We start from the raw sequence: 20,557 nt of genomic DNA, 5'->3' as shown, positions 1-20,557 counted from the left end.
GTCAAGGCTGTTCAGGTGCGTCTCACGCAATTTGTCACCTTTGACCTAGACTGACATCCATTCCCCCTCCCGCCCGAAAGGCCCCCATGCAATACCGCTCTGTTGGCAACAGCAATCTGCAAGTCTCCGCCCTGTGCCTGGGCACCATGATGTTCGGCGACCAGACCGATCAAACCGAGGCCGCGGCCATCGTGGCCGATGCGCACGCCCAGGGCGTGAACTACATCGACACGGCCGATGTGTACAGCAAGGGGGGCTCGGAGGCCATGGTGGGCGCGTTGCTCAAGGGCCAGCGCCATGACTGGGTGCTGGCCACCAAGCTCGGCAACCCCATGTCAGGCCGGGTGAACGAAGGCCATTACTCGCGCCCGTGGATGCTGCGTGAAGTGGCGGCTTCGCTGGCGCGCCTGCAAACGGATTACGTCGACATCCTCTACCTGCACCGCGACTACAACGGCATGAACCTGGAGGAGCCTTTGTGCGCGCTGGACGCGATGCTGCGCGCGGGCCAGATCCGCCACTGGGGTGTCTCCAACTTCCGGGGTTGGCGCATCGCCGAGCTGATGCATCTGGCAAGGCAGCTCGGCATGCCCGGGCCAGTCGTGTGCCAGCCTTATTACAACCTGCTCAACCGCATGCCCGAGGTGGAGGTGTTGCCGGCGTGTGCGCATTACGGTATTGGTGTCACCTCCTACAGCCCGGTGGCGCGCGGCATCCTCACCGGCAAATATGAGCCAGGGCAGGCGCCGGACGCCGCAAGCCGTGCCGGCCGTGCCGACAAGCGCATGGCTGAGACCGAGTTTCGGGAAGAGTCGCTGGTGATCGCGCAGCAGCTCAAAGTGCACGCGGCGGCCAAAGGCATCAGCCTGGCGCAGTTCGCCACCGCCTGGGTGCTGGCCAACCCGGTGGTTAGCTCGGTCATTGCCGGGCCGCGCACGCTCAAGCAGTGGCAAGACTATCTGCCGGCGCTGGACTATGCGGTCACCGACGAGGACGAGGCGCTGGTCGATGGTTTTGTCAAACCCGGCCACCCGTCCACGCCCGGCTACACCGACCCGGCCTATCCGCTGAATGGCCGAGTGCGTCAGGCACGCTATTGAACAGGCGCCAGGCGCAGATGTGAGCCTTGCCGCAGTTGCCTGAGGTGTTTGTCTGCTGACTCGGCCTCGCACCAGCTGTCCAGAAATTCATCAGGCGGTTGCGGCTTGCCAAAAAAATAGCCCTGGATTTCGTCGCAACCCGCGTGGCGCAGGAAGGCGAGTTGCTGTTCTGTTTCGACCCCTTCCGCCACCGTGCTCAGGCCCAGGCTTCGGGCCATGCCGATAACCGCTTGAATAATGGATTCATCGCCCCGGTTGTCGCCAATGCCGGTGACAAAGGACCGGTCAATTTTCAGGGTCTTGATGGGCAGCAGCGTGAGATAGGCCAGCGACGAGTAACCGGTGCCAAAGTCATCCACCGCCAGCCGCACGCCCAGTTCGCGCAGGCGCTTGAGCGCGCCAATGGCGTCTCCTACGTTCATGATCACCGACTCGGTGATCTCCAGTTCCAGCGCGTCAGGCGGCAAGCCGGACTCATCCAGCGCCGACCGAACGACTTCCACAATGTCCGCATGCTCCAGCTGCCGCACGGACAGGTTCACGGAGATGCAGGGCACATCGACGCCGCTGGCACGCCATGCGGCCATTTGCCGGCAGGCCGTGCGCAGCACCCACTCGCCCAGCGCGATGATGAAGCCGGTTTCCTCCGCGACGGGAATAAATAGCACCGGGGAGACAGAGCCCAGCTCCGGGCTGTTCCAGCGCGCCAGCGCCTCGACGCCGCTGGGGCTGGTGCTGTCCGTCACCGCCATCTTGATCTGGTAGTGCACGTCGAGCTCGTTGTTCTCGATGGCGTGGCGCAGCAGCCGCTCCAGTTGCGCCCGTTCCTGGGCGTATTGAGTCATTTCGGGCGTGTAGAAGTGGTAGGCGTTGCGGCCATGTTTCTTGGCCTGGTACATGGCCGTGTCGGCGGCACGCACCAGGTTGCCGGCATCGACACCATCTGCAGGGTACAGGCTGATACCAATGCTGGCCGAAATACCCAGGTCGTGATCGCGAATGGAAAGGGGTTCGGCGATGCGTGCCGTCAACTTGTCCGCCACCCGGCTGGCATCTTGCGGGGACTGGATATTCTCCAGGATGCAAACGAATTCGTCGCCACCCAGGCGCGCCAGCAGGTCCCCGTTGCGCAGCTGCCCGGTCAGGCGGCGCGCCACTTCAATCAGCAGCTCGTCTCCCACGGCGTGCCCCAGTGTGTCGTTGATATCCTTGAATCGGTCCAGGTCGATGAACAGCACCGCCAGTTGATGCCGGTTTCGTTCCGCTTTGCTGACGCTACGCTGCAGCTGTTCGGTGAACTGCAGGCGGTTGGGCAGGCCCGTCAGCGTGTCATGGTGGGCCAGATGCACCAGCCGCGCCTCCGCCCCGCGCCGCTCCAGCACTTCGTCCTCCAGCTGGCTGTTGATGGCGGCCAACTCGTAAGTACGGTCTTCAACACGGGCATCGAGTTCACGATTGGACTCCAGCAGTGCCGCTTCCTGCCTGCGCAGGATGTTTTGGGCGTAGCGGACCACCATCAGTTGCATCAAATACAGCAGAAACATCACCACCGCACCCACCAGCATGACTTTGAGCAGCACCTGATGCAAGTTCTGGATAAAAGGGGTCACGTCCTGGTAGAGCTCGACGACACCAGGAATCTGCCCGCCGTCGCGAATGGGAACGTAGCTGGCGAGGACATCCACATCCGCGCGGGCGCCCTCAAAACTGTCGAACTGGTTGCGATGGGTCAGGGCGCTGGTGGCATGGGCGGCCAGGGCTCCGATGAACCCCGGGTTGTCCCGCTTGTTCTCGCCAATCTGGCTGGCATCGGTTGAGAAAACGGTGAGACCGTCACGGTTGTAAACCTTGACCTTGATGATGTCCGAATTCATCATCAGCGCCGACGTCTTGGCCTGCAAGCCCAGCGTTTTGGCGGCCGCGCGCAACTCGGTGGCCGAGCGTCCGCTGGACCCCGCGACAAACGCCGAGAAGTGCGGCCACAGTTCATTGACGAACACCTGGCTCATGGCTTCGTTATGGCGATGCGCCATGTCGGTGACCTGGCGCGAGGTCTGATGCTGCACCGCCAGGCCGACAGCGCTACCTGCGATGACGATCAGCAAGAACGAGAGGATCGAAAAATACCGGGTCAGGTGGAAGGTTTGGGGTGAACTCATCCCTGGGTTTCGCTGTTCAGGGGCCAAGACAGGGTGCTGTGCATTTTTTCTGGCCCTTGCGAGCCTTGTGTAGAACTTTTGTTGAAGCCAGCATGCCCAATGTCCGAACGAACTCTTTGCGAAATATCAATGAGGCTGGACGAGCCCATGTCGGGCGGCGTCGTTGTTGCCCGGCGCCAGGGCCGAGAACGCCCGCGTGGCCGCGCATAATCCCGCGCATGGAAACCAAATGGCTCGAAGACTTCGTATCCCTCGCTGAAACCCGCAGTTTCAGCCGCTCGGCGCAGTTGCGTCATGTCACCCAGCCCGCCTTCTCGCGGCGTATCCAGTCGCTGGAGGCGTGGGCCGGCACCGATCTGGTGGACCGCAGCAGCTACCCGACACGGCTCACGCCTGCGGGTGAAACGCTGTATTCCCAGTCGCTGGAGGTGTTGCAGGCGCTGCAAAGCACGCGCGCCATGCTGCGCGGGCACACGGCGGCCGGCCAGGATGTGATCGAATTTGCGGTGCCGCACACCCTGGCGTTTACGTTTTTTCCGGCCTGGGTGTCGGCCTTGCGCGAAAAGTTCGGCCCTATGAAAAGCCGTCTGATTGCGCTCAATGTGCACGATGCCGTCATGCGTCTGGTAGAGGGCAGTTGTGACCTCTTGATTGCCTACCACCATCCTTCGCAGCCCTACCAGCTCGATGCCGATCGTTACGAGATGGTGAGCCTGGGGGAAGAGGTGGTGGCGCCCTATGTCAAACCAGACGCAGACGGTGCGCCCATGTTCCTGTTGCCGGGGCGGGCCGGCCAGCCCTTGCCTTACCTGGGTTACGCACCGGGTGCTTATCTGGGGCAGATGGTGGAGCTGATCCTCAAGCAGACGGGCACGGCCATCCACTTTGACCGTGTGTATGAAACCGACATGGCCGAAGGCCTGAAGGCGATGGCGCTGGAAGGACATGGCATTGCCTTTTTGCCCTTGAGTGCCGTGAAGAAGGATTTGCGCACCAAAAAACTGGTGAGCGCCGCGCCGGCGGACCTGAAAGGTCTTCAGATCACCATGGACGTACGCGCCTACCGCGAGCGCCCCTCGGTCAAGGAGTTGGGCAAATCGGGCGTACACACAAACCGCGGCAACGGCCTGGGGCCGAAACGCAATGCGCAGGCGCTATGGGATTATTTGGTGACGCAGGCGGCGGCCAGCTAGGCATTTGGGACAATGCAGGCCATGACACAAACTATCCAACTGACCCGACCCGACGACTGGCATTTGCATGTGCGTGACGGCGATGCGCTCAACACGGTGGTGCCGCACACGGCGGCCCAGTTTGGCCGCGCCATCATCATGCCCAATCTGAGGCCACCGGTCACCACGACCGAGGCCGCGCTGGCCTACAAGGCGCGCATTCAGGCGGCCGTGCCGCCCGGCGTGAGTTTTGAGCCGTTGATGACGCTCTACCTGACCGACAGGCTGCCCGCCGATGAAATCAAGCGCGCCCGCGACGCCGGCGTGGTCGCCGCCAAGCTCTACCCCGCAGGCGCCACCACGAACAGCGATGCCGGCGTGACCGACCTGCGCAAAACCTACAAGACACTGGAAGCCATGCAGCGCGAAGGCATGCTGTTGCTGGTGCATGGCGAAGTGACCTCGCCCGAGATTGACCTGTTTGACCGTGAGGCCGTGTTCATCGACACGCAGCTGATTCCCTTGCGCCGTGATTTTCCCGAGCTCAAAATTGTGTTCGAGCACATCACAACCCAGGAGGCCGCGCAATACGTGGCCGATGCCGACCGCTTCACCGCCGCCACGGTCACGGCCCACCATCTGCTCTACAACCGCAACGCCATCTTCACCGGCGGCATCCGTCCGCATTTTTACTGCCTGCCGGTGCTGAAACGCGAGACGCATCGGCTGGCCCTGGTGCAGGCGGCCACCAGCGACAGCCCCAAATTTTTCCTGGGCACCGACAGCGCGCCGCACCCGGCCCACCTGAAGGAGCACGCGACCGGTTGCGCCGGCTGCTACACCGCGCACGCCGCCATGGAGATGTACGCCGAAGCCTTTGACGCGGCAGGCGCACTGGACAAGCTGGAGGCTTTTGCCAGCTTCCATGGCGCCGATTTTTATGGCCTGCCGCGCAACATCGGCACCATAACGCTGAAGCGCGAGGCATGGACGCCCCCCGAGAGTTTTGCCTTTGGCGAGGCGCAACTCAAGCCGCTGCGGTCGGGCGAAGCCCTGCCGTGGAAGTTGATGCGCTGAAAGCAAACCGTCTGGTGGCATGACGCCCGGCAAGCAACTGAGGAGCTGAAAATGAACGTCTTTCTGATTGATGCCGACAACTTGAGCGCAGCTGCCTGGGTGGACGAAGCGTTTCGCGTGCTGGAAGAATCAGAAGGCGCCCTGCCGGTTCGGCGTGCCTACGGCAGTGCCGAAAACCTCAAGGGACTGGCCGATGTGCTGCGGGTTTGGGCTGTACGTCCCTTCGTCAATCTCTCGCTGACAAAAAACACCACCGACATTGCCTTGGCGGTCGATGCGATGGAGTTTGCCTGCCAGACGCCCGCGCCCAGGATGCTGGTCATCGGCTCGGGTGATGCCGACTTCGTGCCGCTGGTGGTGCGGCTGCGTGAGCGCGGCATCCGCATGGTCTGCGTGTCGGAGCGGGGGAAGATGGGGCGCGAAGCCGTTTCCGCCTATGACCGCGTGATTCTGGTCGGTCAAGAGCAGGCGCTGCACGAGGCATCCATGACCGCTGCGCAGGCACAAACGCTGGATGCGCCCGCGGTGCTTGCGGCGGCCCGGAAAACAACGGCGAAAAAAGTCCCCGCAACAAAAGTGCCGGCCAAGAAGGTGGCGGTCAAAAAAACAGCGACTAAATCGACTGCCGCCAAAAAAACGCCCGCGCGTAAAACGGCGGCCAGAGAGCGGGCGCCGGTGGTGGTGGAAAGTGCAGCAGCCAAGGGCCACAACGTCGACGTGGCGGCCATTTTGCAGGCGATGCCCGCACTGCAGACGGGGCAGCCGCAGTCCCTGGGCGCGGTCGCCAAAGCGCTGCTTGACGCCAAGCTGCGGGGGAAAAATATGACCTCAACCAAGTTGCTCAAGAAGTTCCCCCAGCATTTCGAACTGTTGCCGATTGAAAAACCCAACACGGTGCAGTACAGACCGTCAGAGGAAGCCTCTTGAGTCTTCCTGTGGCCGGTGATCTGGCTGCGATTGACTGGGCCGCGCCCTGGCTGGCACCCCATGCGCCGATCGGGGAGCGCGTCGCCGCAGCGGTCGCGGCGGGCACTTCGGGCGCTGCGGCCTTGAATGCCGCTTGGGGCGCCGATGCCACGCCGGTGCGTTTTGTGCCGCAAAGCGATTTGCCACCAGGCGTGGCCTATGAAAGCCATATTTTTGCCAGCAACTGCTGCCCCACCCGCGAGGGCTTGCACGATTTCTTCAATGGCCTGGCCTGGCTGCGCTTTCCATTGACCAAGCGCCGCCTCAATCAACTGCATGTGGCACAGATTGCGCAGACCGGCATCCAGCCCGTTCGTGGTCCGGCACGCGACGCCTTGACGGTGTTTGACGAAAATGCCGCCTTCTTGCAAGCCCCCGATGTTTTGTGGGACGCCCTGGTGGCCAAAGACTGGCACACGCTGTTTGTCGAGCTGCGTCCGCTGTGGTGCCAGGCGCAACTGGTGTTGTTTGGACACGCCTTGCTGGAGAAGCTGGTTTATGCACGAAAACCGATCACAGCCCACGTCTACCGTGCGCAAGAAGCTAGCAATTCAATAGCGGATTTGGATGCCTGGGTGGCCGGTGACGTGAGTGCTGAAAAACTGGCGACCAAACCGTTTGCGCATTTGCCGGTACTGGGTGTGCCTGGCTGGTGGGCCGCGAATGAAGATACCTCGTTTTATGAAGACGCCAGCGTGTTTCGACGACCCACAAAAGCCACCGCCGCGCCAGGTTGAGGCTGTGCGAATGCCCGTAAACTTCATGGGAAATAAGGGTGTTAATCCTTGAAATCGACATGTGTGCCCCTAACATCTCTGTCAAACGCTCGTTGATCTGAGCCATCCAAGAAAAGAAGGATTTTATGAAACGTATTATTTTGTTTGTGCTGACCAATGTGGCGGTGGTGGCGGTGCTTGGCATCGTGGCCAGTCTGCTGGGGGTCAACCGTTACCTGACGCCGAACGGTCTTGATCTGGGCTCGTTGCTCGGTTTTGCCCTAGTCATCGGTTTTGGCGGCGCCATCATCTCGCTTTTGATCAGCAAACCCATGGCCAAGTGGACGTCGGGCGTGCGCATCATCAACCAGCCACAAAACGCCGATGAAGCCTGGATTGTGGAAACCGTGCGCAAGCTGTCTGAAAAGGCCGGCATCGGCATGCCCGAGGTCGGTATTTTTGAGGGCGACCCCAATGCCTTTGCCACCGGCGCCTTCAAAAACTCGGCGCTGGTGGCTGTTTCCACCGGTTTGCTGCAGGGCATGACGCATGACGAGATCGAGGCCGTCATCGGCCACGAAATCGCCCACGTCGCCAACGGCGACATGGTCACCATGACCCTGATTCAGGGCGTGATGAACACCTTTGTGGTGTTTCTGAGCCGTGTCATCGCGTATGCGATCGACGGCTTTTTGCGCAAAGGCGACGAGCGCTCAAGCGGCCCCGGTATCGGCTACATGGTCACCACCATCGTGTTGGACATCGTGCTGGGCTTTGCCGCCGCCATCGTCGTGGCCTGGTTCTCGCGTCACCGTGAGTTTCGGGCCGATGCGGGCTCAGCCCAGTTGCTCGGTCGCAAGCAGCCCATGATCAACGCCCTGGCGCGCCTGGGCGGCATGCATCCCGGTGAGTTGCCCAAGAGTGTGGCGGCGTTTGGCATTGCCGGCGGCATTGGCAAACTGTTTTCCACCCATCCACCAATCGAAGAACGTATTGCTGCGTTGCAAAACGCGCAGGTCTGAGCCCCTTACAGTCGATCTTTTACAAACTGGATTCACCATGGAACTCTCGACCTGGCTCGCCTTTTTTGCCGCCTCATGGGCCATCAGCATTTCACCGGGGGCCGGTGCGATTGCGGCCATGAGCGCTGGCCTGAACCATGGTTTTCGCCGGGGTTACGTCACCTCTTTTGGCCTGATTCTGGGTATCTGGACGCAGGTGATTGTGGTCGGCTTGGGCTTGGGTGCGCTGGTCGCCGCCTCCAGCATGGCTTTTCTCGTGGTCAAGTGGCTGGGCGTGGCCTATCTGGTCTGGCTGGGCATTCAGCAATGGCGCGCGCCAGCTACACCGCTGGCCGCCAAGACCGAGGAGGGCGCCGTCGTTGTCACCCGCCGTTCCATGATTCTGCGGGCCTGGATGATCAATGCGGTGAATCCCAAGGGCACCATATTTTTGCTGGCGGTGGTGCCGCAGTTCATGAATCTGTCGCAGCCTCTGGTGCCCCAGTACCTGATCATTGCCGCCACCTTGGCATTCACCGATTTGGTGGTCATGGCCGGCTACACGGCGCTCGCCTCCAGGGTGCTGGGCGCCCTGAAGTCGCCCGCGCATGTCCGCGCCATGAACCGCACGTTTGGCGGACTTTTTGTGGCGGCCGGTTCCTTGCTGGCCATGTTCAAGCGCGCCGAGTAAACCCGGCCTTGTCATGCCGGAGCTGATCCGGCGTGCTGGCGTTCAGGCCAGCAAACTCCGCGCCACCGCTTCCGCGACCTTGATGCCATCCACACCGGCCGACAAGATGCCACCGGCATAGCTGGCGCCTTCGCCGGCGGGGTACAGGCCACGCGTGTTGGTGCTCTGAAAATCGTCACCCCGCGGAATTTTCAAAGGCGACGAGGTGCGCGTCTCGACCCCGGTCAACACCGCATCCGGCATGTCAAACCCCTTGATCTTGCGGCCAAAGGCGGGCAGGGCCTCACGAATGGCTTCAATGGCATAGGTTGGGAGGGCCGCATGCAAGTCGCTCAGCGTGACGCCGGGTTTGTAGGACGGCTCCACCCCGCCCAATTGTGTCGAAGCCGTGCCCGCCAGGAAGTCGCCCACCAGTTGTCCCGGTGCGTTGTAGTCGGCGCCGCCCAAGACATACGCATTCGATTCCAGCTGGCGTTGCAGCACGATGCCTGCCAGTGGATGGTGTACCGTGCCGGGTGCAGTCTGCGCCTGCACATGCTCGCCCAAGGTGGCATGGAATGATTCGGTGTCTGTGGGGTAGTCGCTCGGGTCAATGCCCACGACGATGCCGGCGTTGGCGTTGCGCTCGTTGCGCGAGTACTGGCTCATGCCGTTGGTGACCACACGGCCCGGCTCTGACGTGGCCGCCACCACCGTACCGCCGGGGCACATGCAGAAACTGTAGACCGAGCGGCCATTGTTGGCATGGTGCACCAGCTTGTAGTCGGCCGCGCCCAGGCTCGGGTGACCGGCATGGCGACCCCAGCGGGCGCGGTCAATCACGCTTTGCGGGTGCTCGATGCGAAATCCGATGGAGAACGGTTTGGCTTGCATCGCCACGCCGCGCTGGTACAGCATGGTGCAGGTGTCGCGTGAGCTGTGGCCCAGCGCGATGACGACCTGGTTGGCCGCCAGCTCGTAGGATTGGCCGGTGGCCTGGTCCAACACCGTGAGGCCGCGCACCTGCCGCTCATTCGAATCCCCCTCAATCAGCACGTCGGTCACGCGCTGCTGAAAGCGTATCTCGCCGCCTAGTGCCATGATTTGCTCGCGCAGGTTCTCAACCACTTTCACCAGCTTGAAGGTGCCGATGTGCGGATGCGCTTCCACCAGAATTTCAGGAGGCGCCCCGGCTTTGACGAATTCTTCCATGACCTTGCGGCCCAGAAAGCGCGGGTCCTTGATCTGGCTGTAAAGCTTGCCGTCCGAGAACGTGCCGGCGCCGCCTTCGCCGAATTGCACATTGGACTCGGGGTTGAGCACATGCTTGCGCCACAGACCCCAGGTGTCCAGGGTGCGTTCGCGCACCTTCTTGCCGCGCTCCAGCACGATTGGTTTGAAACCCATTTGCGCCAGCACCAGCGCGGCAAAAATGCCGCAGGGGCCAAAGCCCACGACCACCGGGCGCAAGGGCAGATCGGCCGGGGCCTGGCCGACCGGCTGGTAGCGCATGTCGGGCGTGGCAAAGATGTGCGGGTTGCCCGCGAATTTGGCCAGCAACGCCGCTTCCAGCGCAGGCGCCAGTTCCAGATCAACGATGTGGACCTGCACCAGCTCCGCCTTGCGGGCGTCAAAGCTGCGTTTGAAAACGGTGAATCCTTGCAGGTCGTCGGGGGTGATGCCCAGCGTCTTGGCGATCAGGGCAGAGAGTGCGTTGTCCGCGTGTTCCAGCGGTAGTTTGAGTTCAGTCAGGCGGATCATGTCAGGGTGGCTTGTGTTGATCAAGCAGAGGGCCTTTATGATACGCGGTGACCTTTGTCCCGCCCCTGACGGCCAGTACGGACATAGGCTTTTATTTTGGGCACGTTTGTTTGAATATGACTTTTACGGGACTGTCTCGACACGTCGTCGCGAACGCCGCGCGACGCATCAGCCTGCTGTACGCCATTTTTGCGGGCATCTGGATTTGGCTGTCCGACAGGGCGCTGCAATGGTTGTTTCCGGATCCTGCGAGCCTGACCTGGCTCCAGTCCGTCAAGGGCAGCGCCTTTGTCCTCCTCACGTCCGTGTTGCTGTACCACTTGATCAGACGCGATGCGAGCGTGCGCGGGGCTCTGGCCAGCAAAATCAAACTTGAGGCGGAGCGACTGACGCACATCATGGCCGTCAATCCGGCCGTGATCTATTCACTGACGATAGACCCGCGGGCCAAGGAACGTTTCGTCGTGAACTTTGTCAGTCCCAAGGTGGCCCTGTTCACCGGTTACTCGCCCGCGCAGTGGCTGGCAACGCCGGGCTTGTGGCTGGAGCGGGTCCATCCAGATGATCGCTTGCGGGCCGTCCAGGCTCACCGGCAATTGCGTGAAACGGGTGTGCTTCAGTATGAGTACCGCCTATTGCACGCCGATGGCTCATGTCGCTGGATCTACGACCAGTTGGTGCTCACCCACAATCTGTCCGGGGGCGGCGCCATCGCCGTCGGCACCTGGCTGGACGTGACGGATCGCAAGCTCGCCCAGGAACAGTTGCAGCTGACCGCGCAGGTCTTCGAATCGAGCCAGGAGGGCATCGTCATCACGGATGCTGACAACTGTTTCCTCTCGGTCAATCGGGCGTTCACGGAAATCACCGGCTATACCAAGGAAGAAGTCGTGGGGCGCAACCCGAGTCTGCTGGCCTCTGGCCGGCAGGACCCCGCTTTTTACGAAGCCATGTGGCGTGCCATCCAATTGGAGGGGCGCTGGCAGGGCGAGGTGTGGAACCGCCGCAAGAATGGCGACCTCTACCCCGAATGGCTTTCCATCAGTGCCATCCGCAATCCGGCCGGCCAGATCATGCAGCACATCGGCATCCTGACGGACCTTTCGCACCGCAAGGATGCCGAGGAGCAAATCCGTTTGCTGTCCAACTACGATCCCCTGACCCAGTTGCCCAACCGTGCCTTACTCCACGATCGGGCCCAGGTGGCGCTGGCCGCGGCGCAGCGTGCGCAGGCCAAGGTGGCCCTGATGTATGTGGATCTGGACCGGTTCAAGAACATCAATGACTCGCTGGGCCACGCCGTTGGCGACCGACTGTTGCAGGAACTGGCCACGCGCTTGACGATTCATCTTCATCAGGATGACACGATTTGCCGCCCGGGCGGGGACGAGTTCATTCTCCTGCTCCCGAACACGGACTACCAGGGCGCAGCGCACGTGGCGCAAAGAACGTTGGCCGTCATTGCCGAGCCCTTCACCATCGACGGCCAGCGCCTGAGCTTGACCGCCAGCATCGGCATTGCGCTGTTCCCCGACAATGGCGCCGATCTGGCCAGACTGTCACAGTGTGCCGATTCCGCACTGTTTCGGGCCAAACAGCAGGGGCGCAGCAACTTCCAGTTCTTTGCCCAGCAGATGCATGAGCAGGCAAACGAAGTCTTGCGCATCGAGAATGACTTGCGCCGGGCGCTGGAAAACAAGGAGTTGCTGCTTTATTACCAGCCGCAGGTCGATGTCACGACGCTGAAAATTGTCGGTGTCGAAGCCTTGATACGTTGGCAGCATCCCGAATGGGGCATGGTGTCGCCCATGCGCTTCATCCCCATTGCCGAAGAGAGCGGCCAGATTCGCGAGATTGGCAGCTGGGTTTTGTATTCCGCGGTGCAGCAGAACGCCGACTGGCAAGCCGCCGGTTTGCCGATCGTGCCGGTCGCCATCAACCTGTCCGTGGTGCAGTTCAGGGATGCGGCCCTGTGCGACAACGTGGTTGAGGCCCTGCGCGTGAGCGGGCTCGAGCCGGCCATGGTTGAGCTGGAGCTCACGGAAAGCATCGCCATGGACGACTCCAGCTTCACGATCGACACGGTGGCGCGCCTGCATGCGCTGGGAATCGCGCTGTCCATCGACGATTTTGGCACCGGTTATTCCTCGCTCAGTTACCTCAAGCGCTTCAAAATCGACAAGCTCAAGATCGACCAGTCCTTCATCCGCGACCTCCATAGCGATCCAGATGACGCAGCCATCGTCACCGCCATCATTGGCCTGGCCAAGGGACTGGGGTTTCGGACCATCGCCGAGGGCGTGGAAACCCAGGGCCAGCTCGACTTTCTGCGCGAACACCAGTGCGATGAGATACAGGGCTATTTCTACAGCAAGCCGGTGCCGGCTGACGAGTTCGCCCGCCTGCTCGCGCATCAGCGTGAGCAGGCGGTGCGGATGTTGGCTTCAAGCCGGTAAGAAACCTTCAATCGACAGGTAACGCTCACCGGTGTCGTAGTTGAATCCCAGCACGGTGGCACCGGCGGGCAGGTCGGGTAGCTTCTGCGCAATGGCGGCCAGCGTGGCGCCACTGGAGATGCCGACCAGAATGCCTTCTTCGCAGGCGCAACGGCGCGCCATTTCACGGGACGGTTCGGCGTCCACCTGAATCACGCCATCGAGCAAGTCCATGTTCAGATTCTTCGGGATAAAGCCGGCGCCAATGCCCTGAATCGGGTGCGGTGCGGGGGCTCCGCCTGAAATGACGGGGGAAGCCACCGGCTCCACCGCGTAGACCTTCAGATGGGGCCATTTCGCCTTGAGCACCTGGGCGCAGCCGGTGATGTGTCCACCCGTGCCCACACCTGTGATCAGGACGTCGATGCCGTCGGGGAAGTCGGCCAGGATTTCCTGCGCCGTGGTGTTCACATGGGCGTCAATATTGGCCGGATTTTCAAACTGCTGCGGCATCCAGGAATTGGGCGTCGCTTCCACCAATTCCATGGCGCGGGCGATTGAACCTTTCATGCCTTTTTCGCGTGGTGTCAGGTCGAAGGTGGCGCCGTAGGCCAGCATCAGGCGGCGCCGCTCCACCGACATGCTGTCGGGCATGACCAGTATCAGCTTGTAGCCCTTGACCGCTGCCACCATGGCCAGGCCGACACCGGTGTTGCCGGAGGTCGGCTCGATGATGGTGGCGCCGGGTTTGAGGATGCCGGCTTTCTCAGCGGCCTCCACCATGGACAGTGCAATACGGTCCTTGATCGAGCCCCCAGGGTTGCTGCGCTCGGACTTGATCCACACCTTGTGGCTGTTGCCAAACAGGCGGTTGATGCGGACGTGCGGCGTGTTGCCAATGGTTTGCAGGATGTTGTCGGCTTTCATGGACGGCTCCGGTGGTAGGTTTGCTGACGGGTGGAACTTGTCATTTTCAACTACTTCATCAACGGTTTTCGATATATCGTTATGGATAGCCGCGATAATCGGGGTGTGAAGCCCGCCAGACTGTCGCTGGTGCAATCTGGGAAACCAGGCACTGGAGGAACGTCCGGACTGCATAGGGCAGCGTAGCAGCTAACGGCTGTCCACTGAAAGCCCCTCGCGCAAGCGGGAGGTATAAGGTGAGGATTAGAGCAACAGAGACGAGCCGATTAAGTTCGGGTGAAACGGGCAATCTCTACGCGCAGCAATACCAAGTAGGCCAACGTTGATGGGGCCCCCAGAGTTGGCGGGTAGGTAGCACCGAGCTGTTGGGTGACCAACAGCCCAGATTAATGACAGTCACTTCTGCAGGCCCGCAAGGGTAGGCAGTTGCACAGAATCCGGCTTATCGGTGGGCTTCACACTTTTATGGCGCCGCTCCGGGCGCAGCGCATTTTCCGGTACCGGCCGTTAAACTTGCGGGTATGTCAGTTCATCGCTTCACGCTCACTCTCATTGCTATATTTTTGGTAGCTTTCAACGCCCATTCGGCGGGGCCTTGCGTTGATTTTTCAGCGAAATTGCCGAATGTGCAGCGCGCCTTGTGCGAGGCAGCGCAACTCCAGCCAACCGTCGCCCGCTCGGTGAAAGGGCGAACGCTGTGGGCGCGGGATATCAAGCCGGACCAAGCCACCTTGCGTGTGCTGGTGGTGGGCGCCATTCATGGTGATGAGCTGTCTTCCGCGGCGGTAGCCTTGCACTGGATCAAACTGGCAGGGCAGATGCCCGTCGACACACGACATGGGATTCACTGGCGCTTTGTGCCGGTGCTGAATCCGGACGGCGTCTTCAGCGCGTCGCCGCAACGCGTCAATGCCCGTGGCGTGGATTTGAACCGCAACTTTCCCACGCCCAACTGGGCGCGCGACGCCAAGGTGTACTGGGAAAAACGGACCGGCAAAGACCCTCGCCGCTGGCCCGGTCCCCAGCCGTTGTCCGAGCCGGAATCACAGTTCTTGCATAACCAGATGCGCGGTTTTAAACCGCACCTGATTGTCAGCATTCATGCGCCCTACGGGGTATTGGATTTTGATGGACCCTCGGTGCCGCCGTCCCGGCTGGGGCGCCTCTACCTCGATCAGGTCGGCGTTTTCCCCGGCTCTCTGGGCAACTATGGCGGTGTGCACAAAGGCGTGCCGGTGGTCACCGTCGAATTGCCCAATTCAACCCGAACGCCGCTGGACGCCGAGATGCGCCAGATGTGGCAGGACTTGTTGCGCTGGACGAACGAGCGCTTGGGCGCGGGGCGAGACGTCGCCATCGAAACGGGCAGCACCGGCGGTTTCCCGCCAAAACTACCCTGACGCGCCTGGTCTAGCCTCGGGCCAGGGACACCCGTCCCAGCGCAAACACGGAATTTGGCGTGTTGGCCCGCACGGGTTCGGCCTTGGGTTTCTTGAACACGCCGCGGTTGACCACTTTGCGTTCTTCTACCTGAACGCCTTTGGCGCGTTGACCGGCGGCCAGGCTGCGCAAGGTGATGGACTGCATGTAGTCCTCCATTTTGGAGCGCAGAGCGTCCCACAAATCTTGCGTCATGTCCTGGGCCAGCCCTTCGCTCTGCTGGCCTGCGATGGCGCTGCCGTGTGGTGGGCTGCCTTCGACGGCGCCGATGATGTCGGCGACCGTGATGCTTTCGGCGCGGTGACCCAGCGCGTAGCCGCCGCCCGGGCCACGGGTGCTCTCCACCAGGCCATGCTGGCGCAATTTGCTGAACATCTGCTCCAGGTAGGACAGTGAAATCTGGTGACGCACCGCAATGTCGGACAGCGGGACCGGGCCCGAACCTTCGCGAAGCGCGACGTCAATCATCGCGGTGACGGCGAATCGCCCTTTGGTACTTAATCGCATGTTTTTATCTCCTGTCAGCGTCACGAGGTGTGTGACTGAGTTCACTATAAGGTGCAAATCACTTCGCGTAAATTCGAATTTGTAACAATTTAACTTCGAAAAAACCGAATAGACTGTTGCCATCACGAGGCTGCAGGCGGTGTTGCCGCATCGCTTGCACCCCTCTCAAAGACCGGTACAACCGTCTGGCGTGCCGTGCCCTACCTCCGATAGCGGATTTATAGAAACGTTCACATGAATTTCAAGCACTTGCACTATTTTTGGGTCACCGCCAAGGCCGGGGGCGTGATGCGCGCGGGCGAGCAGCTGCACACCACGCCGCAAACCCTGTCCGGGCAGATCAAGCTGCTGGAAGATTGGCTCGGCCGCAAGTTGTTTCGCAAAAGTGGCCGCCAGCTGGCGCTGACCGACGACGGCCGGCTGGCCCTGGGTTATGCCGAACAGATTTTCACGCTGGGCGCCGAGCTGGAAGTCGCCTTGCGCCAGGCGCGGGATGGTCAGCGCGTGCTGGACTTCCGGGTCGGCGTTGCCGATTCCGTGGCCAAGTCGGTGGTCTACCGGCTGCTGGAGCCGGCTTTTTCAATCGCCGAGCCGGTGCGGCTGATCTGTAGCGAAGGCAAATTCCCCGACCTGCTGGCGCAACTGGCCTTGCACCGGCTGGACTTGGTGATTGCGGATGAACCCATGCCCAGACGCATCAGCGTCAAGGCCTTCAACCATCCGCTGGGCAGCACGGCGATGAGTTTTTTCTGTGCGCCGAATCTTCAAGCCCAACTACACGGCGATTTCCCCCAGTGCCTGAACGACATGCCGATGCTGGTCCCGGGTGCCTCGGCGTCGGTGCGGCCCCAGTTGGAGAGCTGGTTGACCCGCCATGACATTCACCCCCGCATCATCGGGGAGTTTGACGACGTCGCGTTGATGAAGGCCTTTGGCCGCGAAGGCAGCGGTATATTCATGGCCCCCACGGTGCTGGAGGCTGAAACGGCTGCGCAGTTCGGCGTGGCGGTGATCGGTCGCACCGACGAGCTGGTGGAGGAGTTTTTTGCGGTGTCGGTGGAGCGCCGCATCACGCACCCCTGCGTTGTGGCCATCACCGAAACCGCGCGCAAGCAGCTTTTCAGCCACTGAGACGGGGGCGCGTCCGGCGCCCCGTGGCCCATTCTAGAAACGCTCGTGCGTCTGCAGGTAGCGCCACTGCCCGGAGGGCAGCTGGGTCATGGAAACCCGGCCCACGCGAATGCGCTTCATACTCACAATCTGCAGTCCGACGCGCTCGCACAGATAGGCGATCAGGCCGGGATGCGAGCCCTTGACCGCAAAACGCAGCTTGGAGGTGCTGTCACTCGTGCTGTTGAGGCTGACTTTGACCGGCGGCAGTGGATGGCCGTCGGAGGCGAGTCCGTGGTTGAGCCGGTCCAGAATCCCGGGCGCGACCTCGCCGCTGACTTCGACGATGATTTCCTGCTCGATCACCCCCGCGTCTTCCTCCAGCTTGCGCAGCACGCGCCAGTCCTGCGTGAAGACGACCAGGCCGCTGGCGCCCGTCTCCAGCTCTACGGCCGCGGTGAGGTGGGCAAAGTGGCGCTTGAGCAGGCGCACGTCCGAGGCGTCATCGGCGGCATGGGTGGCGGCGCTCAGCAATTGCTGCGCCGGCTTGACCTTGCGATTGGCCTCGCCCGGCTCGGCCATGGCGTCAAAGCCCGGCGGCTTGTGCAGCAAAATTGTTACATCGGCCAGTTCCATCAGGCTGGCGTTGCGGTCGATTTCCACCTTGTGGTCAGACACCCGGAACATCGGCTCCTCCACCACCTGCCCGTTGACGCTGACCCAGCCACCTTCAATGTATTGCTCGGCCTCGCGGCGCGAGCAGGGCACCATTTCGGCGACACGCTTGGCCAGGCGTTCGTCCGTGCGGGGAACGCGGGGGGCAGGTTTTTTGTTCGGAATCATTGGCAGGATGTTAACCGCGCGGGCGCTCTCACCAGCTCAGCGGATCGAGCCGGTACAGCCGTGTCAGCTCGTCGTATAGCGCCGGGTGCTCAGCGGCCATGCGCTGCGGCTGCTCGAAGAAGACCTCGGAGATGACTGCGAAAAATTCAGCCGGGTCGGTGGCGCCGTAGTCGCTGAACAAGGTGTCCACTCCCAGCGCTGTGCGCCTTTGCAGCAAGCGGAATTCAGCCCCGAGCACCCGCGACCAGCGCCTGTAATGATCGCGCCGCGCCAGCACCGGCGCGCCGTTGGCAATGCCGGTTTCCTGGTCGAGCTGGTGGGCAAATTCATGGATCACCACGTTCTGGCCATCGTTGGGAATGGCGGCGCCCTCCAGGGTGTCGTGCCAGGACAGGATCACCTGCCCTTCCGACCACGATTCCCCGGATAGCACCTGGCGGGCGTGGTGGGCCACCCCAATGCCGTCGGTGTGGGCGCGCTCGACCACAAAGCTGCCGGGGTAGACCAGGATCTGGCGCAGGTTAGGGTAGTAGTCGCGCGGGCGGTTGAGAATCAACAGGCAGGCTTGCGCGGCGATCGTCACCCGTATGTCGTCTGTCATCTCCAGACCATCACAACCAATGAACGCTTTCTCGGCCAAGAAGACCTGGATGTGCTGCTTGAGCTGCAGCTGCAAATCGACCGGCATGGCGCGCACATAGGGCACGCGCCGTTTTAGGATGTCGCGCCAGGCGGCGGGAAACGGCCGGGCGCGAATCCGTTGGCGTTTGCGCTCGATCAGGTAGGGCTCGCCCAGCAACCAGAGGACAAACAGCAAGGCCAGACAGGAAATGATGAGGGCTGGCAAGGTCTGTTCCCGGGTGAAAGTTCAACAGGCCTGTAGCTGGGCCCGAGGCGGGCCGATTTCAAGCGGTGCCAGCTTCCGTTTCAAGCGCCAGGACGCAGGCGGTCGCCCGCGCTCAGGACAGCGCGGCTTCAATGCGCGCCACATGCGCCATCAGCGAGCGTTTGGCCACCGGCCACATGCGCGGCGGCACGTCGTCGTAGGCCTCTCGCACCCAGTCGTCCAGCGAGGCTAGCGGCTGCGCCTGCATCACTTTGAGAATCTTGGCTTCGCGCCTCAATCGGTGCGCTTTCAGGTGCGCGATGGCGCCGGCCGCCTCGCCGGTGTAACCGCCGATGACGTAGCCATGCGCCGGCAGGATGAACTCGATGTGGTGCTCTACACAGGCGGCGCTCAAAAGGTCGAGCGAGTCGAGGTAGGCCGTCATGTCGCCATCGGGCGGGTCGATCACCGTGGTGCTGCCGTTCAGGATGTGGTCACCGCTGAACAGCAGGCCGTCTTCCAGCAACACCAGGCACAGGTGGTTGGCGGCGTGGCCTGGGGTGTGGATGATTTTCAGCGTGTGGCTGGATTTATAAGCAAAATCAGCCTCTAGCCCTCGTGGAATAAGCGCAAGTAGCTCATTATTTGATAGTAGTCGATCGGGTGTGAAGGCGCTGTGCGCGCGCGCCGTGGGCGCGGACGGCAGACCCAGAATGGGCGGGCGCGGCTGGCCGTGCCGTTCGCACAGCGCTTGCAAGGGCAGGGCGCCGGGCGAGTGATCCGGGTGCGAATGGGTGCACACAATCATGACGATATCGCCGCTGGCGGCGCGCCACAACTTCTCGATGTGGTCCGGGTCGGCCGGGCCGGGGTCGATGGCGATATAGCCGGTGGCCGGGTCGCCCACCAGGTAGCTATTGGTGCCGGGGCCGGTCATGGCGCCAGGATTGGGCGCAGTCAGGCGCATCACGTTTTTCAGCAGCGCCACCGGCTGCTCGGACTGCCAGTCCAGCGGGTGCACGATTTGCCCGTCCGGGCAGACCAGCGCCAGTTCGCCGTACGGATGCTCATGCTCCATGAAGCGGGCTTCGCGGCCGGCCAGCAGACCGGCGCGCGGGCAACTGGTCCACAGCGGCTGTTCGGTCGCGGCACAGGCCTGCAGCACCGCGTCGACCGTGGCGTGGTTCTGCAGCCGCTCCAGTGTGCGGATGGTCGGGAAAATCATGAAAAACCCGCCCGCCTGATGTTGCGCCAGCGCGTCCGCCGGGCGCACCCACACCGGCTCGAACTGCTCGGTCTCGTCGGCCACCGGCGTCTGGTCCTCGGGCATGCGGGCGACCAGAAACGGCACGTCAAAACGGCGCGGCAGGTCGCGGTCGGTGATCCAGTGGGCCAGCACAAACACCTCGTCGGCGGCCAGGGTCAGGCCGAGGGTCTGGCATTGTTCGGTGAAAGGCGCGCTGCGGTTAAGTGCCGCAATGTCGCTGTTGTCGGCCGGTGCGCCGTCGGCGCGGCGCGCCAGCAGCACGCCCAGCTCCTCAAAACTTTCGCGGATGGCGGCGATGGCCTGCGTCAGGTGCAAATCGCTTTGCGTGGCCCGCCGTGTCGCCTGGGCGTGGCCGCTGGCGTCGGATGCGTCCACGCCGCCGCCGGGGAACACATAGGCGCCGGGGGCGAAACTGGCGGTCATGGCGCGGCGCGTCATCAGTACTTCAATGCCTTGGTCGCTGTCGCGTAACAGCAATACGGTGGCGGCTGGCCGGGTGGCTGCGGGTTCGCGCGCCGGGTGCAGGAGTTGGGTGGGGCGTGGCATGGGCTGATTTTGCAACGAATTGTGAAGTCGATTT

General features: G+C 62.2%; 17 protein-coding genes and 1 other RNA gene. 11 read left to right on the top strand and 7 right to left on the bottom strand.

What is annotated here, in order from left to right; genetic code table 11:
- The first annotated feature begins 86 nt into the window (after nucleotides 1-86).
- Entirely contained in the window at nucleotides 87-1,100 is a 1,014-nt protein-coding gene (locus tag C5P05_RS12390; RefSeq protein WP_114970137.1) for an aldo/keto reductase, read from the top strand.
- Here C5P05_RS12390 and C5P05_RS12385 read toward each other — a convergent pair.
- Nucleotides 1,094-3,259 carry a putative bifunctional diguanylate cyclase/phosphodiesterase gene (locus C5P05_RS12385; protein WP_114970136.1) on the bottom strand — a complete coding sequence of 722 codons (2,166 nt, stop codon included), beginning with the start codon at nucleotides 3,257-3,259 and terminating at the stop codon, nucleotides 1,094-1,096. The genes C5P05_RS12390 and C5P05_RS12385 overlap by 7 nt on opposite strands.
- A gap of 218 nt (nucleotides 3,260-3,477) precedes the next feature.
- Here C5P05_RS12385 and C5P05_RS12380 point away from each other — a divergent pair, with 218 nt between their 5' ends.
- The 6 genes from C5P05_RS12380 (at nucleotide 3,478) to C5P05_RS12355 (ending at nucleotide 8,882) form a co-directional block, all read left to right on the top strand.
- Complete coding sequence (locus C5P05_RS12380; protein WP_114970135.1) at nucleotides 3,478-4,452, top strand: LysR substrate-binding domain-containing protein; 975 nt, start codon at nucleotides 3,478-3,480, stop codon at nucleotides 4,450-4,452.
- Nucleotides 4,453-4,473: 21 nt separating this feature from the next.
- Complete coding sequence (gene pyrC, locus C5P05_RS12375) at nucleotides 4,474-5,508, top strand: dihydroorotase (RefSeq protein ID WP_420130745.1); 1,035 nt, start codon at nucleotides 4,474-4,476, stop codon at nucleotides 5,506-5,508.
- Between the two features lie 51 nt (nucleotides 5,509-5,559).
- Entirely contained in the window at nucleotides 5,560-6,435 is an 876-nt protein-coding gene (locus C5P05_RS34965) for an NYN domain-containing protein (protein WP_114970133.1), read from the top strand.
- Nucleotides 6,432-7,211, top strand: coding sequence for a DUF3025 domain-containing protein (locus C5P05_RS12365; protein ID WP_114970132.1), 780 nt, complete (start codon nucleotides 6,432-6,434; stop codon nucleotides 7,209-7,211). Before C5P05_RS34965 ends, C5P05_RS12365 begins: the two co-directional genes overlap by 4 nt.
- 125 nt (nucleotides 7,212-7,336) lie before the next feature.
- Nucleotides 7,337-8,212 carry a protease HtpX gene (gene htpX / locus C5P05_RS12360; protein WP_114970131.1) on the top strand — a complete coding sequence of 292 codons (876 nt, stop codon included), beginning with the start codon at nucleotides 7,337-7,339 and terminating at the stop codon, nucleotides 8,210-8,212.
- 37 nt (nucleotides 8,213-8,249) lie between these two features.
- Nucleotides 8,250-8,882: a LysE family transporter gene (locus C5P05_RS12355; protein ID WP_114970130.1), complete on the top strand. Its 633-nt coding sequence runs from the start codon at nucleotides 8,250-8,252 to the stop codon at nucleotides 8,880-8,882.
- Nucleotides 8,883-8,924: 42 nt separating this feature from the next.
- Here C5P05_RS12355 and C5P05_RS12350 read toward each other — a convergent pair whose 3' ends face one another.
- Nucleotides 8,925-10,622 carry an NAD(P)/FAD-dependent oxidoreductase gene (locus tag C5P05_RS12350; protein ID WP_114970129.1) on the bottom strand — a complete coding sequence of 566 codons (1,698 nt, stop codon included), beginning with the start codon at nucleotides 10,620-10,622 and terminating at the stop codon, nucleotides 8,925-8,927.
- Nucleotides 10,623-10,738: 116 nt separating this feature from the next.
- Here C5P05_RS12350 and C5P05_RS12345 point away from each other — a divergent pair, with 116 nt between their 5' ends.
- The gene (locus tag C5P05_RS12345) at nucleotides 10,739-13,078 is read left to right on the top strand and encodes an EAL domain-containing protein (protein ID WP_114970128.1); all 2,340 of its coding nucleotides are present in this window, start codon (nucleotides 10,739-10,741) and stop codon (nucleotides 13,076-13,078) included.
- Here the strand turns inward: C5P05_RS12345 and cysK are convergent.
- Entirely contained in the window at nucleotides 13,067-13,984 is a 918-nt protein-coding gene (cysK, locus tag C5P05_RS12340) for a cysteine synthase A (protein ID WP_114970127.1), read from the bottom strand. The genes C5P05_RS12345 and cysK overlap by 12 nt on opposite strands.
- Before the next feature lie 107 nt (nucleotides 13,985-14,091).
- On the opposite strand from cysK, the gene rnpB reads away from it, so the two are divergent.
- Together rnpB and C5P05_RS12330 are read left to right on the top strand one after the other, a co-directional pair.
- Nucleotides 14,092-14,445, top strand: an RNA gene (gene rnpB / locus C5P05_RS12335) — RNase P RNA component class A.
- A 165-nt stretch (nucleotides 14,446-14,610) separates the two neighbouring features.
- Complete coding sequence (locus C5P05_RS12330; RefSeq protein WP_232834470.1) at nucleotides 14,611-15,384, top strand: M14 family zinc carboxypeptidase; 774 nt, start codon at nucleotides 14,611-14,613, stop codon at nucleotides 15,382-15,384.
- A gap of 10 nt (nucleotides 15,385-15,394) precedes the next feature.
- Here C5P05_RS12330 and C5P05_RS12325 read toward each other — a convergent pair whose 3' ends face one another.
- On the bottom strand, nucleotides 15,395-15,931 hold the full coding sequence (locus tag C5P05_RS12325) for an Rrf2 family transcriptional regulator (protein WP_114970125.1): 537 nt from the start codon (nucleotides 15,929-15,931) through the stop codon (nucleotides 15,395-15,397).
- Nucleotides 15,932-16,165: 234 nt separating this feature from the next.
- On the opposite strand from C5P05_RS12325, the gene nhaR reads away from it, so the two are divergent.
- Entirely contained in the window at nucleotides 16,166-17,062 is an 897-nt protein-coding gene (gene nhaR / locus C5P05_RS12320) for a transcriptional activator NhaR (RefSeq protein ID WP_114970124.1), read from the top strand.
- A gap of 33 nt (nucleotides 17,063-17,095) precedes the next feature.
- Here the strand turns inward: nhaR and C5P05_RS12315 are convergent, their stop codons facing one another.
- The 3 genes from C5P05_RS12315 to C5P05_RS12305 form a co-directional block, all read right to left on the bottom strand.
- On the bottom strand, nucleotides 17,096-17,884 hold the full coding sequence (locus C5P05_RS12315) for an RNA pseudouridine synthase (protein ID WP_114970123.1): 789 nt from the start codon (nucleotides 17,882-17,884) through the stop codon (nucleotides 17,096-17,098).
- A 28-nt stretch (nucleotides 17,885-17,912) separates the two neighbouring features.
- The gene (locus C5P05_RS12310) at nucleotides 17,913-18,731 is read right to left on the bottom strand and encodes a zinc-dependent peptidase (protein ID WP_114970122.1); all 819 of its coding nucleotides are present in this window, start codon (nucleotides 18,729-18,731) and stop codon (nucleotides 17,913-17,915) included.
- A 112-nt stretch (nucleotides 18,732-18,843) separates the two neighbouring features.
- Entirely contained in the window at nucleotides 18,844-20,523 is a 1,680-nt protein-coding gene (locus C5P05_RS12305; RefSeq protein ID WP_114970121.1) for an MBL fold metallo-hydrolase, read from the bottom strand.
- Between the last annotated feature and the right edge of the window lie 34 nt (nucleotides 20,524-20,557).

The sequence above is a fragment of the Rhodoferax ferrireducens genome (assembly GCF_003347515.1).
Classification (GTDB): domain Bacteria; phylum Pseudomonadota; class Gammaproteobacteria; order Burkholderiales; family Burkholderiaceae_C; genus Rhodoferax.
This window is presented reverse-complemented; position numbering and strand designations above follow the sequence as displayed.

Excerpts from the sequence above, each read along its gene's own strand:
- C5P05_RS12390 (WP_114970137.1), top strand. The coding sequence starts at position 87 with ATGCAATACCGCTCTGTTGGCAACAGCAATCTGCAAGTCTCCGCCCTG.
- C5P05_RS12385 (WP_114970136.1), bottom strand. The coding sequence starts at position 3,259 with ATGAGTTCACCCCAAACCTTCCACCTGACCCGGTATTTTTCGATCCTC.
- C5P05_RS12380 (WP_114970135.1), top strand. The coding sequence starts at position 3,478 with ATGGAAACCAAATGGCTCGAAGACTTCGTATCCCTCGCTGAAACCCGC.
- pyrC (WP_420130745.1), top strand. The coding sequence starts at position 4,474 with ATGACACAAACTATCCAACTGACCCGACCCGACGACTGGCATTTGCAT.
- C5P05_RS34965 (WP_114970133.1), top strand. The coding sequence starts at position 5,560 with ATGAACGTCTTTCTGATTGATGCCGACAACTTGAGCGCAGCTGCCTGG.
- htpX (WP_114970131.1), top strand. The coding sequence starts at position 7,337 with ATGAAACGTATTATTTTGTTTGTGCTGACCAATGTGGCGGTGGTGGCG.
- C5P05_RS12355 (WP_114970130.1), top strand. The coding sequence starts at position 8,250 with ATGGAACTCTCGACCTGGCTCGCCTTTTTTGCCGCCTCATGGGCCATC.
- C5P05_RS12350 (WP_114970129.1), bottom strand. The coding sequence starts at position 10,622 with ATGATCCGCCTGACTGAACTCAAACTACCGCTGGAACACGCGGACAAC.
- C5P05_RS12345 (WP_114970128.1), top strand. The coding sequence starts at position 10,739 with ATGACTTTTACGGGACTGTCTCGACACGTCGTCGCGAACGCCGCGCGA.
- cysK (WP_114970127.1), bottom strand. The coding sequence starts at position 13,984 with ATGAAAGCCGACAACATCCTGCAAACCATTGGCAACACGCCGCACGTC.
- C5P05_RS12325 (WP_114970125.1), bottom strand. The coding sequence starts at position 15,931 with ATGCGATTAAGTACCAAAGGGCGATTCGCCGTCACCGCGATGATTGAC.
- nhaR (WP_114970124.1), top strand. The coding sequence starts at position 16,166 with ATGAATTTCAAGCACTTGCACTATTTTTGGGTCACCGCCAAGGCCGGG.
- C5P05_RS12315 (WP_114970123.1), bottom strand. The coding sequence starts at position 17,884 with ATGATTCCGAACAAAAAACCTGCCCCCCGCGTTCCCCGCACGGACGAA.
- C5P05_RS12305 (WP_114970121.1), bottom strand. The coding sequence starts at position 20,523 with ATGCCACGCCCCACCCAACTCCTGCACCCGGCGCGCGAACCCGCAGCC.